The organism is Priestia sp. FSL P4-0332, assembly GCF_038005845.1.
GTDB lineage: Bacteria > Bacillota > Bacilli > Bacillales > Bacillaceae_H > Priestia.
The window spans coordinates 3739394-3751963 of sequence record NZ_JBBOUA010000001.1; the positions used below are offsets into that span (position 1 = coordinate 3739394).

17 protein-coding genes are annotated in these 12570 nt (G+C 40.2%); 7 read left to right on the forward strand and 10 right to left on the reverse strand.

The genetic code is table 11. The features are described 5' to 3' along the window. Positions 1-154: 154 nt before the first annotated feature. On the reverse strand, positions 155-835 hold the full coding sequence (locus tag MKY06_RS19690) for a CPBP family intramembrane glutamic endopeptidase (RefSeq protein WP_029323728.1): 681 nt from the start codon (positions 833-835) through the stop codon (positions 155-157). A gap of 83 nt (positions 836-918) precedes the next feature. Between MKY06_RS19690 and MKY06_RS19695 the strand changes: the two genes are divergently transcribed. From MKY06_RS19695 to MKY06_RS19705, 3 genes are read left to right on the forward strand one after another with little or no spacing between them, the layout of a single operon-like run. After that, positions 919-1662, forward strand: coding sequence for a MerR family transcriptional regulator (locus MKY06_RS19695; RefSeq protein WP_078082104.1), 744 nt, complete (start codon positions 919-921; stop codon positions 1660-1662). Between the two features lie 5 nt (positions 1663-1667). Then, entirely contained in the window at positions 1668-2318 is a 651-nt protein-coding gene (locus MKY06_RS19700) for an MFS transporter (RefSeq protein ID WP_308013538.1), read from the forward strand. Positions 2319-2339: 21 nt separating this feature from the next. Next, positions 2340-2900: an MFS transporter gene (locus tag MKY06_RS19705; protein ID WP_308013537.1), complete on the forward strand. Its 561-nt coding sequence runs from the start codon at positions 2340-2342 to the stop codon at positions 2898-2900. Positions 2901-2949: 49 nt separating this feature from the next. On the opposite strand, the gene MKY06_RS19710 is transcribed toward MKY06_RS19705, so the two are convergent. Then, positions 2950-3240, reverse strand: a complete 291-nt coding sequence (locus tag MKY06_RS19710; RefSeq protein ID WP_013058544.1) for a hypothetical protein — start codon at positions 3238-3240, stop codon at positions 2950-2952. A 123-nt stretch (positions 3241-3363) separates the two neighbouring features. Here MKY06_RS19710 and MKY06_RS19715 point away from each other — a divergent pair, with 123 nt between their 5' ends. Both MKY06_RS19715 and MKY06_RS19720 read left to right on the forward strand, forming a co-directional pair. After that, positions 3364-3552 carry a hypothetical protein gene (locus MKY06_RS19715; RefSeq protein WP_013058545.1) on the forward strand — a complete coding sequence of 63 codons (189 nt, stop codon included), beginning with the start codon at positions 3364-3366 and terminating at the stop codon, positions 3550-3552. 86 nt (positions 3553-3638) lie between these two features. After that, positions 3639-3920 carry a hypothetical protein gene (locus tag MKY06_RS19720; protein WP_013058546.1) on the forward strand — a complete coding sequence of 94 codons (282 nt, stop codon included), beginning with the start codon at positions 3639-3641 and terminating at the stop codon, positions 3918-3920. A gap of 50 nt (positions 3921-3970) precedes the next feature. Here MKY06_RS19720 and MKY06_RS19725 read toward each other — a convergent pair whose 3' ends face one another. Next, entirely contained in the window at positions 3971-5446 is a 1476-nt protein-coding gene (locus MKY06_RS19725; protein WP_289917411.1) for a glycoside hydrolase family 32 protein, read from the reverse strand. 328 nt (positions 5447-5774) lie between these two features. On the opposite strand from MKY06_RS19725, the gene MKY06_RS19730 reads away from it, so the two are divergent. Then, entirely contained in the window at positions 5775-6248 is a 474-nt protein-coding gene (locus MKY06_RS19730; protein WP_013058548.1) for a YtxH domain-containing protein, read from the forward strand. 50 nt (positions 6249-6298) lie between these two features. Here the strand turns inward: MKY06_RS19730 and MKY06_RS19735 are convergent, their stop codons facing one another. The 3 genes from MKY06_RS19735 to MKY06_RS19745 all read right to left on the reverse strand — a co-directional run bounded on the left by MKY06_RS19735 (position 6299) and on the right by MKY06_RS19745 (position 7935). Further along, positions 6299-6637, reverse strand: a complete 339-nt coding sequence (locus MKY06_RS19735; RefSeq protein ID WP_064472030.1) for a hypothetical protein — start codon at positions 6635-6637, stop codon at positions 6299-6301. A gap of 292 nt (positions 6638-6929) precedes the next feature. Then, positions 6930-7190, reverse strand: coding sequence for a hypothetical protein (locus MKY06_RS19740; RefSeq protein ID WP_013058550.1), 261 nt, complete (start codon positions 7188-7190; stop codon positions 6930-6932). 136 nt (positions 7191-7326) lie between these two features. Further along, positions 7327-7935 carry a hypothetical protein gene (locus MKY06_RS19745; RefSeq protein ID WP_055990595.1) on the reverse strand — a complete coding sequence of 203 codons (609 nt, stop codon included), beginning with the start codon at positions 7933-7935 and terminating at the stop codon, positions 7327-7329. 174 nt (positions 7936-8109) lie between these two features. Between MKY06_RS19745 and MKY06_RS19750 the strand changes: the two genes are divergently transcribed. Then, the gene (locus MKY06_RS19750) at positions 8110-8475 is read left to right on the forward strand and encodes a DUF3221 domain-containing protein (RefSeq protein WP_013058552.1); all 366 of its coding nucleotides are present in this window, start codon (positions 8110-8112) and stop codon (positions 8473-8475) included. 11 nt (positions 8476-8486) lie between these two features. Here the strand turns inward: MKY06_RS19750 and MKY06_RS19755 are convergent, their stop codons facing one another. The 4 genes from MKY06_RS19755 to MKY06_RS19770 form a co-directional block, all read right to left on the reverse strand. Beyond that, positions 8487-9419, reverse strand: a complete 933-nt coding sequence (locus MKY06_RS19755; RefSeq protein WP_013058553.1) for a patatin-like phospholipase family protein — start codon at positions 9417-9419, stop codon at positions 8487-8489. Between the two features lie 127 nt (positions 9420-9546). Beyond that, complete coding sequence (locus MKY06_RS19760) at positions 9547-11457, reverse strand: ABC transporter permease (RefSeq protein WP_098526544.1); 1911 nt, start codon at positions 11455-11457, stop codon at positions 9547-9549. Next, positions 11444-12211 (reverse strand): ABC transporter ATP-binding protein, encoded by a 768-nt coding sequence (locus MKY06_RS19765; RefSeq protein WP_013058555.1) that lies wholly within the window; start codon positions 12209-12211, stop codon positions 11444-11446. The genes MKY06_RS19760 and MKY06_RS19765 overlap by 14 nt, the downstream gene beginning before the upstream one ends. Continuing rightward, on the reverse strand, positions 12208-12564 hold the full coding sequence (locus MKY06_RS19770) for a DUF1093 domain-containing protein (protein ID WP_013058556.1): 357 nt from the start codon (positions 12562-12564) through the stop codon (positions 12208-12210). The genes MKY06_RS19765 and MKY06_RS19770 overlap by 4 nt, the downstream gene beginning before the upstream one ends. Positions 12565-12570: the final 6 nt, after the last annotated feature.

Sequence of the window (12570 nt, forward strand, 5' to 3'; positions counted from 1 at the left end):
CCTTAAGCGTGCGTGCATATATAAAAAACTGCTAGAAACAGCAGTGCTTCTAGCAGTTTTCCGGTTCATTTTTCGCTTACTTTTTTGCAATTCGCTTCTTCAGTAGACATAATATGGTAAGATAAATCATAGCTTACTCGTTATCGAAACTACATTAAGCTGCCGCTGTTAAAATAACGGCGATTCCATTAAAACAAGCATGAATGATCATACTTGGAAGCAACGACTTTGTTTTTTCGTACACCCAGGCAAACACGAGACCTGATAAAAAGTTAACGGGCAAGGTATTGTACGTTGGAATATGCACCAGCATAAAGATAAACGAACTTCCCATTAATCCAAACATAATTCCTCCTTTACGTTTCAGCCATGTATAAAAAAATCCTCGGTAGATTATCTCTTCATAAAAAGGTGAGATTACAGCGGCTGAAACAAAAGCAAGTATAAATGAAAACAGCGACAGGTCCTGCTGTAAACTGTTTGTTTTTTTATTTTCATATGTCATACCAAACCATTCCATGAGCACAACAATTGCTACACTTCCTAAGATCAGCACCAAAAGCCAAAAAAGAATGAGCGGCCAGTAACGCTTTGAAAACGATTGAAAACCAATTTTTCTATCATCAGCCTGAACCATCAGCCAATACAGAGCTGATAAAAACACAGCTGCCATGACAAATCCAGTAGCTGTTCCAGCATAGAGCTCACTTTTAAATAGCGACTGTAAAGCTTGCTGTAATGCTCCTTCAATGAAAACAGGCACAGCAATAAACGTGACCACCAGCATTATTACGAATGATTTTATTGTCCATAATCCTTGATTTTTTTGTTTCAATTTACTTCGCCTCCCTTTTACATATATTCAGTGTAAAAGGTGACGTAACGTTACCTGCAAGCATTTTTTTGGAGGGGTTAAAAATGATTTATTTTTCTACTGGGCAAGCCGCTAAAAAATTAGGCCTCACGGTGCGTACGCTTCGTTACTACGATCAAATCGGCTTGCTTCATCCATCGTCAAAAGCCGAAAACGGAAAGCGATCCTACTCAGAAACAGACTTAATCACATTAGAAAAAATTACCCTTTTAAAAAACTTAGCCGTTCCTTTGCGAGATATTGAACTTATTCTTCATCAAGTGAGTATTGATGAACTTCTAGCGATTCACCAACAAAAACTTCAGCAAAAAGCTTCAGAAATTCAACGAGCTTTAGAACATACTCACACTCTTCGCAACAGTATAAAAATAGAAGGTGCATTAAACTGGAAGCAGCTCCTTCCTTTAGTTCACAATCAGTCTACTACTAAAAGCAGCTGGACTGATCTGCTTTCGCTTTCAATAGAAGAAAGTGAGATTCTGCAGCATAATTTGCCTAAAATGGAGAATGCGAGTGCCGATAAATGGATTAACATCATAAAACGAGTTCAGCTTTGCTTAAAGCACCAGCGTGCACCTCAATCTGAAGATGGACAGCTGGTTGCAGCTGATATACTGCTTTTATCCAGTGAACTGTTTGGTCATCATACGGCTTTAGAAAAAGCCTTTTGGGATGTTCGCAAATCTCCTGAGGCATCAAGTTCACTTAATCTCTACCCTATTGACAGCGAAGTCCTTCAATTTATTGAAGATGCGATTATTTTTTACGAACAACATATAAAGGAATGAAGGTATTGAAAAAAGAAAAGCTGTTTGCTAATTCTTCTTATAAAAAATTATTTATTTCAAGCACTGCGGCAAGCTTCGGAGATTTATTTGATATGTTTGCGGTGATGACGCTTTTTACATACGTGTGGCACGCAAATTCCTTATGGATTACGCTTATTCCTGTCGCGTACGCTTTGCCTAGCATCCTGCTAAGTCAAGCAGCAGGAAATTTAGCGGACCGCTACGATAAAGTACAGCTGATGTTTCTGTCTGAACTAGTCCGTCTTCTGTTCACATGTCTGTTATTTTTCACAGATGAACCGCTTTTGGCACTAGGGGTACTGACCCTGCGCTCTATGAGTTCTGTTATGAAAGTGCCCGCACAGCTGGCTTACGTTCGAGAAGTGGTCAAAGAAGACCAGCTGCTGCAGGCCTCTACCTTACAAAACATTATGTTTCAAATTGCCAAAGTTGTAGGGCCGTTTCTCGGAGCCGCCGCACTGACGTTCACAACGCCCAAAGCATGTATTTTAGCTAACGCCGCAGCTTGTATAATTTCTATTGGGGTGCTGTTTTCACTTAAAAAGTCAGGTAACAAAACACAAAGGCAAGCTGCTCGTGCTCATCAGTCAAAAGAATCGCTTTCAAACGGCTGGAAAATCGTTTTTCAGCATTGAATCCTTTTACGCGTCGTTATTTTGTTTCACCTTTCGTATTTTGTAGTCATGCTTGTTGACGCTCAAATTAGCATCTTCCTTCGAGATGTGCTGCCTCACCATCCGGAAATGCTCGGCTGGCTGCTTTCTGGAATCGGGCTGGGAGCGCTAGCAACAGGAGTGTATCTTAATAGAAAAAAACAGGTTCACCATCCATTTAGACTTTTATCACTGGGACTGCTTCTATTTGGAGGGGCTTTATTTTTCATTAGCTGCTTTAATCCAGCCGTTATGTCACGCTATTTCATTTTGATTGCTGCACCTATTGGAGGGGCCGGAGTCGGGCTTAATTTACTGCTGTTTAACTATATCGTTCAAACGTACAGCGACAAGAAACACCTCGGAAAAGTGTACGGATTCATTAACACCTTAACGAGTGCCGTTTTACTTACTGCTCCTCTTCTTGGAGGCATGGTCGTAAAGCTTGCAGGTGCTCAGACGACTTTTTTAACGGCGGCAATCATCATCGTAAGCGTTGGATTTGTGAGTATGCTGATGCCGCTGCGTGATAAACGGGAAAGAAACGTTCAGATTGACGCATAAAAACAGCTTGAGGTTATACCTCAAGCTGTTTTTTATAGACTCCTGTTCATCAACCAGCGGCTACATAAATCAAAGCAGCTAATACGTTCGGTACTGCAATAGCTCCAAATCGTTTTGCATCTTCAACTCGGCTCACCTTGCGCGTCTTTTTGGCTGAAAAGAATGTGCCTGTATTTCCTAGCACAATACTGTCAATAAGGTATGCCAAAGCTAAAACCAGTGATACTGCTCCCATTGTGCCTGACACAAAATAGAGATAGCTCCACTTCCCTGTAAAAGCAGCAAGAGCAAGAACAATCCCGACCATCACGATACCTGCTATAAATCCTTTCTTAATCATTGCATCCCTCTCCCCTTCCTACTTCTTAATTTTTACCATATACTTCTTTTTTTGTATAACACCTTACATTTCATTCTACTACACTCACACTTTATGGTAAAATTAGTAAGAGAGGTGGTACATATGAAAAAACGTCAAGGAATCACGCTGCTTTTATTTATACTCGGAGCAGCCTCTATTTCTTTTGGGATGGCTTTAAAAAATATCTTTCCTTATTCCCCTGCAGCTGGCTGGATTCTAGGGACACTGCTTTTGCTAGGAAACTCATTTTATACGAGAAGATACTTACATAGAAGGTCAATTAAGAAGTAAATATCCGCCCCGAGCCGTATATACAAACCTTCATTCGGTTATGGTAAAATAGATAAGCAAAAACTGGATGTAAGGAGATTTTGAGTTTGAAAACAGGATTAATATCTGGCATTATATCTTTAATTATTGTGATTATCATTTCTATTACAGCAGGCAACTGGCAGTATATTTACTATATTTCAGGCCCTCTTGGCATATTACTTACGGCAATTGCACTCGTAACCTTACTGGACGCATTTCGTTTTGAAACGAGAGGACCTTACTTTACCCCGGTCCGGCAGCGAGAGGATACAGAATGGATGAAACGTTTTATCATTGCAGCTGTTCCTCATTTAGTTGCTTCATGTATTTGTATCTTATTTTTATAGAAATCAAAAAGCCAATGAATGATCTTCATTGGCTTTTCTTATTTATTATATTAAATACCGCGCGACATACCGTAATAATCAATACGATAATCCACAGATCCCTCTGCGAATACATTTACGGCTGATTTGGAATCTTTTTTCGGAAATACGCGGGAAGTGAAGACAATCTTGCCGCCGTTTATATAAATTTCGACGATGCTTTTGTCGACAAATACGCGAACATCGACTTCGTTTGACGCTGTCCATTTTTCAGAGCGAACCACACCGTATTCCGTTGCATATTGATGGTGGAATGAAGAGCGGTCGAGTCGCACTTCTTGCTTTTCTGTATCAAACACGAGGCGAAGCTCTTCTTCTTTACTATTAAACAGCTCTAAACCAAACTGTTTGGCCGCTATCTCGCGGAACTTCATATTGATTTCATATGCATTGTTTGTTGCTTCATCAATGATCACTTCTTCATTTTTTAGCGTTCCTCTAAAATGAACCGCTTGATCTCGAAGCTTATTTAACTCTTCTACAGGCTTTTGAACAAGTTCATTTCCTTCAAGCGAAAGCTCACGAGGAAGCGTTAAGGCATGGGCCCATCCGTATTCGTCTGACGGGTAGTCAACGTCCGGGTTTCCAATCCATGCAAACAGCAAGCGACGTCCGCTTTCATCTTGGAACGTTTGCGGTGCATAAAAGTCAAACCCTTTATCAATTTCACGGTAATACTCCATTTCAAACGTTAAACTTTCCACATCGAATGTTCCCACCGCGTAAATCACATTATAAATATTATGAAAATCGTGGCCATCCGCTTTGATTCCTTGCGGTGAAAAGACAAACACATCTTTTCCGTCCAGTTTAAAGTAATCCGGGCACTCCCACATATAGCCAAAGTCAGGAAGCGATGTTTTAACTTCGCCTTTAAATGACCACTGAAGCGCATCGCTTGATTCATACACAATTAACGCGCCCGTTTCGTTTTCACGCTGAGCGCCTAGCAGCATATAATATGTATCATTTTCTTTCCATACTTTCGGATCACGCACATGTCCTGTATACCCATCAGGAACGCCTCGTACCGCTGGATTATGCGTGTATTTTTCCACACTTCCATCCCTGTTTAGCATCGCGATACATTGATTAGCTGAACGTGAGCCGTCTTCGTATTTTACATTCCCCGTATAAAACAGTAGCCCTTGACCATCTTTTTCAATCGCGCCGCCTGAGTATGCGCCGTGCGATTCATATTCTTCCGTTGGCGTTAACGCAACCGGAAGGCGTTCCCACGTTACTAAATCCGTAGATTTCACATGAGCCCAGTGCTTCATTCCATGCATCGCACCGTACGGATACCACTGATAAAACACGTGATATTCACCGTTTAATTGAATCAATCCGTTTGGATCATTCATCAGCCCGTACTGTGGATGAATATGATAAATCGGCTGCCAGCTGTCTTTGATTGCTTTCTCTTTTAATGCTTCTAACTCTCCAGATTTTGCTTCTAAAATTGTTCTGTACTTTGATTCAGCCATCTCTTCAATCCCTCCAGCATCTAAAAAAAAGAGAACGTATTCTCCTTGCACTCTATGATATAAAATTTCAAGTGAAAATGCTACCAAAGAACGAATGTTGTCGTTTTCTTGTGTCGGATTTTATAGATAAGTTTTTTTCTGTTTTTATAGCAGAAAAGAAGGTTTTTCTGTCAGGTGGTTGAATACTATATACAATCAAATTTCACCAGCCTGTACGAGCGTCCGACGGCACTTGCACATTTTTTTAGCGAATCATTTGCGTTTTGCAGGAAGTATTCAACAAAATGGTAAACCCTTCATATTACATATTATAAAAGGAGGAAATGTCATGACAAAAGAAAACGTAAAAGAAACAGTAGGTAAAGAAACAAAAGGTGGAAGCAAAGAGTTATTAGTCGGCACGTTAGTAGGCAGCGTAGTGGGTGTAACAACAGCTTTACTAGTAGCGCCAAAGTCAGGAAAAGAGCTGCGTGCTTCTATTCAAGACGGAGCGAATCAAGCACTTGCTAAAACAGGTCAAGTGAAAGAAACGGTATATGCAAAAGGCCAAGACCTCAAACAGCGCACGGCTCGTCTTTCACAAAAAGTCTCCGAACAATCTTCGCAAGTTGTCAACAAAGTGAAATCTCTGCGCACTGCTAAAGAACAGCCGCTTGCAGAAACGGCTGCAGCAGAAGAGCTTGAAACGACAGAAATCGTTCAAGATCCTGTTCTTGAAGCTGAAGCGGTGCAAGAAGAATTAAATACAATTACGCAAGAAGTAAGTGACTTAGAACAATCTGTCGATGAAACAAGACGTTAATAACAAGCTGTAGAGATATCTCTACAGCTTTTAGCTTTTATGTATATTCGCTATCCTTCCTTCCACCCTTCAAAAAAATAGCCTCCGTACGGACACGGCTCTGATTCCGGCAGTTCTTCATAACGCTGTCCGCTGTAATACTTCGCCAGCACAATCTTAGGCTTAAAAACTGCTACCCCTTCACTGTCTTCTTTTTCCGCTCCGCTTTCTCTCATCAAACAAAAAATATCCATTCCCGCAAACTCTCCGTACCCTTGATAGCACGACTCATAATAAACTTTACCAGGTGTTACCAAATAACACTCCCGCTGCCACGACGGCTGCTTACTGTAGACACTTGCAATACTTATTCCACTCACTGCACACTTCCAGCTGCAAATTCCAACCATACAACGCCTCCAACGACTTGATAGTCTATTCATCTACAACTTTTGATGAAATCAAACATCCTTTGAAATGTACAGAATTTTATCCTCGACCAAAAACCTATACTACCAGATATCCTGTCCCCTTGACTTCACCCCAAAAGGTTCACCTATGCGGAAGTTGGCAGCCCGCAAGGGAGGGCAACTTCCGCATAGGTCTAGCACTTTATACTTGGCTGCCCTTTAGCCAAGTATAAAGTGCTACATCGATAAAAATATAAAAAAGGTCTGATAAATCGACCATTTCTGGTGATTATCAGACCTCAAGTTTTTCTGCATTTGAGCGGCTTATTTGCTGTTCAAGCGATTTAGCCAGCTGTACGATTTCGTGATCTACATATTTTGTTTTGATTTCTTCGATTTCCATTAATGTTTTAGAAAAGCTTTCTGCGTTATTTCCCTGTCTGTGCTGCACATCTTTAAAGAAATCAAGCAGTGCCTCGTTAGACTGCGTTGGACGGCTAAAATCAATCGTGTACATTTTGTACCCCAGTGTTAAATTTGTTGTAGTTGTCATAATTATTTCCCCCATTCTTCCTATAGTGATATATCTTCTACTCTTTACCCTTTAATTCCTTCTTTTTAACCTAAATTAATTATTTTTTTCAAAAAAACTTCCCATTATAAGAAAAAACACCCTTATAACAAGGATGTTAGAGTATTCTTCCCTTCGGTACAATTCCAGATGCAAAGTCATCTTTGAACTTAAAGCTAGCAGAATTGTTTTCCGTTAGAAAATGTATTTCCCATTTAAAGACCGGATATTCGGGCTTGTACATTTCGACTTTCTGATCGGGATTTTCTTCTAATCTTGCAATTACTCGTTTGAACCCTTCATATGCAATCCACCAATCGCTTCCGGTTTCATCGGTAATAAAACAAATAGAACCGTCAATTAAATGAAGGTTTTGCTTGATATCATCAGCATTTGTAAAATACGCATTTCCAAACGTGTTCAGACAATGATCGCAATAACCTGCTTTGCCTCCGTCTTTATAAATCCAGTGCGCGATTGGCTCACTGCAGTCTTTACACGTATTCGTCACTTCTTGAAGAAATGTTTTTCCGCTCCACTGTTCTTTTTCATTTTCAAAAACGGTCCATACTAAATAGCTTTCCGTTTGTTCTGAAATAAAAAGGCGAAACGGCTCGTCTCGATGCCAAAAGTGAATATTTTGTTCATCTGATTCTTCAAAGTCAATGACAAAATTATCTCGTTCCAATATATGTCGAATAACATTGGTTAAAAAGGTAACATCCATATAAGGACCTCCCGTACTAGGCGTGACTTCTAGTAAAAATAGCATTTATGAGTTAAAACATATCACGCGTGCTGAAATAACGTCAACGATTACCTCTTGCTTTCTCCGAAAACTGGAAAAGAAATGGTCAAACGCGTTATAATGGTAGTCATGTTGAAACGGAAAGGAGATTTTATGAAGTTTACCGTTCAATCAACTGCACTTTTTCTTCTCTTTTTTATTTGTTTAAGCGGCTGTTCTGATAATGCCGAGCAGTCAAAAAAGCCGGCCGGCTATTTAGTTCAAGGGCGCATTTTAGAAGTGAAACAGGATGAAATTCTTATTGCAAACGTCATTCCGCGAGATACCGCGCTTGACTATACAACAAAAGAAATACTTGGTTCTAGCGATGTACAGCCTATTTATGTAAAAATTCCGGATAATCAAACATACAAAAAAGGACAGCTCGTTAAAGCTTGGCTTAAAAAAGACAAAAGCGTTCAGTATTCCGTTCCGGCAAAAGGCGAAGCTGTTGAAGTCCACATTTTAAAACAGCCGTAGAAAAGCTCCTGTTACGGGAGCTTTCTTCGTGTCAGCTGACGTCCGGTCCGATTCATTTTATGCTGTTCAAAATCCCATTTTTCTAAAAAGCGCTTTGCTGATATATAACCAGATTCATATAAAAATTCGATTTCTTCTTCCTTTAAGGCAAAATCCGTTGCCGTAATCACACCGGTTGGAATTTGCACCGTTCGTTCTTTTGTCTCCGCGTTCAAATACCGCAAATCGTGAGCTTGCAGCATCGTTGTAAACATACTTTTAAATAAATGGACCGGCGTCGGAATAACAGCGGCTGTATCAATTTCTTCTTTTACAAATCGAAAACCAAACGTCGGGAAACGCGGATGCTCCGTATCAAACAGCCAAATCGGAAAATTGCTTAAAAGCGCTCCATCGACAATGTATGACCTCTTGAACCCTTTGGATTTCCAGATGACGGGACGAAAGAAAAAAGGAATGGACGCACTCATCATCACGGCTTGTGAAATCTTCATATCGCTTGGCTGCATTCCGTAGCGAGGCAAGTCGTCAGGCAGCACAAGCATCTGTCCGTTCGAAATGTCTGAGGCAATAATTTTCAGCTTATCTGCCGGCAAATCCGCAAACGTTTCAATTCCTTTTTCACGCAGCAAACCGTACACCCATTTTTCCAAATAATCATTTTTATAAAAACCTAAATGAATCATTAATTCAATTAAGTTCCCAATCAGAGGAATTCGGTTAATGATCGTTTTCCCGCGAAACTTGGCATAGTCCATGTTTTGAAGCTCCTTGCGAATTTCACCACTTTTATAGCCGCTCGCCAAAAGAGCCGCAATTAACGAGCCTGCTGACGTACCTGCTAGACGCTGCCATTCTACGTTGCTTTCTTCCATCGCTTCAATCGCACCCGTGAATGCAATTCCTCGAACGCCTCCCCCTTCAAATACAGCATCTGCTTTCACATCTTTCCCCTCCCCTGCAACTTTCTAGTTTTTATATACCCTTTTTTATATTCAGGTTTTCGCTACTCCATACCTTTTATTTTCCCAACAAAAAAAGACTGTTTCATTTATCGAAACAGTCTTTTCTTTACAGTCGCTTTATTACCATTTGATAGTAATTCATTGTCAGCCAGTAGAAAAGAAAATAAATAATCCCGTATACTGCATCCGCTATTAAAACAGGAACTATCAGACTTTCACCGATTAAGTTTGTAATGACCTTCAGCGCAAATAGACTGTGCAAGATGCCAATTACTAAAGGCAAACCAAACGTAAACAGCTGCTGCTTTCGCACGGTGCTCATCATTTGAGACACTGAAAACCCAAGCTTACGCAGTACTTCAAATCTTTTGCGCTCTTGTTCAGCTTCTGAGATTTGCTTAAAATAAATAATACTTCCCGTTGCCATCAAAAAGACGAGCCCTAAAAATCCTCCAATAAAAATAAACAATCCTTTACTCATTAAGCCTGCCTGAAACACATCATAGTATGAAGTACGGCTTTCTCCAGCCACTTTTGCGATTTGATGATAGTTCTTAGTAAGTTCATTTTGTTTGTTTTCATCATCCGTATTAAACACGTACACCGCTTGCTTTTGTCCAGCTTTTAAAAGCTTGTTAAATGTATCGTGGTTGACTACAAACTGATAGCCGGCACTTTCAGAGTCAAGAATAAGTGAAGGTTCTGATTTAACGACTTTTAAAGCAAGCTGTTCTGATTTGTTCAGCTGCACAACTGCCGTTTTACCTGTACTAGGCTTAAACACTTTTCCTTTTGCCATCGAATCAAAAACAACGGTTTCGTTTGCACTTAACGAAGGAACCGAAACGCCGTTTTTCCGCACTTCTTCTTCATCTAAAAAACTGATTCGCTCACCATCTCCGTAATAACCAGATGTAATAAATCGAAAGTCCGATAAATCAGCAGAGTGCTTCACGATATGATACACATACTGATTTGATTGGATATCTAACTTACGCAGTACTTCTATAAAGTCTTGCGCTGCGTTTTTGCTGTGCAGCGTATAGTCATAAGGCTGCATGCTTCTGGCGTCGGCTTTTGTGTTATAGTACGAGGAATACGTCACACCAACTGCTACAAGTGTAGTAGCCGACAAGATCGTAATTAGGGTTAACACTTGTGCATTTGCTTTAATTCGATACATCATAGTAGAAACGCTTAGCATATTTGCAAACGAATAATATCCGCTTGCATGCTCTCGGTAAAGTCCCATCAGCCACTCAATTGTGGCTTTAAAAAGTAAAAATGTACCGAAAATGACCGAGAACAGTACAACGGCTACAATTAGAAAAAACTTAGGCGTCACAATGTTTCCTGATGAAAGGTAGTACCCGTAGCCAACGAGTAAGATACCAAGTCCTCCCACTACAATTGATCGCTTTGAATTCATTTTATTTACGCGTTCACTTTTGCTTTCTGCTTGAAACAGATCTAATAGCGTATAGCGGTACATAATAAAATAGCCTTGAAACGATATAAAAATGGTAACAATTAAAAACACTACGGCTGTTTTTAAAACCGCTTGAAGAGAAAATGTGAGCGTAATAGAAAGCGACAGTCCCATAAGCTTTAGTAAAAACAGCACAAACAGCCTTGAAAACACGGTACCTAGTAAAATACCGACCACCAGAGAAGAAATCCCCAGCAGCATATTCTCATAGAAAATCATTTTTCCAATCGTACGTTTTTCAATGCCGACTAAATGATACAGCCCGAGCTCTCTCTTACGCTGCCTGATAAAAAATGAGTTTGTGTACCAAATAAAGACAACAATAAAGGTAAGCAGAACGTAGTTTGAAGCATTAAAAATGCCCTGCAGCCTCAGCTCTTCTCCAATAACCTTTGAAATCGATTGGTCGTACTGAAGTGTAGCAAACACATAGTACACAATAATGCTAAAAATCATTGAAAAGAAATAAAGGCTGTACCGGCTAATATTTTTGCGCATATTCTTTTTAACAAGATCAAATACGGTCATAGCCTTCACCGCCTAATGCGCCTTGAATGTTCATAATTCGTTTAAAAAATGCTTGTCTCGTTTGTTCGCCTTTAAACAGCTCCGTATAAATTTGTCCGTCTTTAATAAACAGCACGCGGCTGCAGTAGCTTGAAGCCAGCGGATCATGCGTCACCATAATAATCGTGGCACGGTCTTCTTGATTTAGTTGCGACAGCTTTTCAAGCAGGCTTGAAGCAGCTTTGGAATCAAGAGCTCCGGTAGGTTCATCGGCGAAAATAACGGCTGGATTCGTAATCATTGCTCTCGCTGCTGCAACGCGCTGTTTTTGTCCGCCAGAAATCTCGTACGGGTACTTATCCGCCAGCTCATAGATGCCTAGTCGCATTGCGGTGTCTTTAAGCTTCGCTTCCATCTCTTTCTTAGACATTTTTGTAACCGTAAGCGGCAGAAGAATATTTTCTTTTACCGTTAACGTATCCAATAAATTATAATCTTGAAAAATAAACCCTAAATGATTGCGTCTGAAAGCAGACAGCTTCTTATCTTTCATGAGCGCCACGTTTTCCCCTTGAATCCATACCTCGCCATCGGTTGGACGGTCAATCGTTGAAAGAATGTTCATCAGCGTCGTTTTTCCCGCTCCAGATGGTCCCATAATACCGACAAACTCTCCTTCTTCGATTGTAAAATCAATTCCTTTTAGCGCTTCGTATACATTTCCTCTTGATCCAAACGTTTTGGTTACATTTTTTCCTTCAAGAACAATGCTCACTTTTCCTCCTCCTTTCGTTCTTTTGTAGGCCACACGCTTTTCACTCGCTGCGGCAGCTCATTTTTTGTTATAATGTCATATTTCCGAACTTCATTACCTCGAACGAAAAGGTCAATAACCGTTCCTTCTTTTAACTGTTTAATCGTTGTAAATGTTTGAAACGTTGTTTGTCCTTTTTCGTTTATCACTGAAATTGTATATTGAACTCGTCCATACTCATCCACTTTTTTTGCTTCTTTTGGGATAATCCCGTATTGATGCTCCGTTGCGGCTTTTTGATAAATCTTTATTCCTCCTATACCTGCTCCTACAACAAAAAGCAGAGCTAAGAGGCTAATCCACTTTCTCTTCATGTACGT

What these genes read in the sequence shown, in the direction of transcription:
- MKY06_RS19695 (WP_078082104.1), top strand. Translation starts at nt 919, where the DNA reads ATGATTTATTTTTCTACTGGGCAAGCCGCTAAAAAATTAGGCCTCACG.
- MKY06_RS19710 (WP_013058544.1), bottom strand. Translation starts at nt 3,240, where the DNA reads ATGATTAAGAAAGGATTTATAGCAGGTATCGTGATGGTCGGGATTGTT.
- MKY06_RS19715 (WP_013058545.1), top strand. Translation starts at nt 3,364, where the DNA reads ATGAAAAAACGTCAAGGAATCACGCTGCTTTTATTTATACTCGGAGCA.
- MKY06_RS19725 (WP_289917411.1), bottom strand. Translation starts at nt 5,446, where the DNA reads ATGGCTGAATCAAAGTACAGAACAATTTTAGAAGCAAAATCTGGAGAG.
- MKY06_RS19730 (WP_013058548.1), top strand. Translation starts at nt 5,775, where the DNA reads ATGACAAAAGAAAACGTAAAAGAAACAGTAGGTAAAGAAACAAAAGGT.
- MKY06_RS19735 (WP_064472030.1), bottom strand. Translation starts at nt 6,637, where the DNA reads ATGGTTGGAATTTGCAGCTGGAAGTGTGCAGTGAGTGGAATAAGTATT.
- MKY06_RS19740 (WP_013058550.1), bottom strand. Translation starts at nt 7,190, where the DNA reads ATGACAACTACAACAAATTTAACACTGGGGTACAAAATGTACACGATT.
- MKY06_RS19745 (WP_055990595.1), bottom strand. Translation starts at nt 7,935, where the DNA reads ATGGATGTTACCTTTTTAACCAATGTTATTCGACATATATTGGAACGA.
- MKY06_RS19750 (WP_013058552.1), top strand. Translation starts at nt 8,110, where the DNA reads ATGAAGTTTACCGTTCAATCAACTGCACTTTTTCTTCTCTTTTTTATT.
- MKY06_RS19760 (WP_098526544.1), bottom strand. Translation starts at nt 11,457, where the DNA reads ATGACCGTATTTGATCTTGTTAAAAAGAATATGCGCAAAAATATTAGC.
- MKY06_RS19770 (WP_013058556.1), bottom strand. Translation starts at nt 12,564, where the DNA reads ATGAAGAGAAAGTGGATTAGCCTCTTAGCTCTGCTTTTTGTTGTAGGA.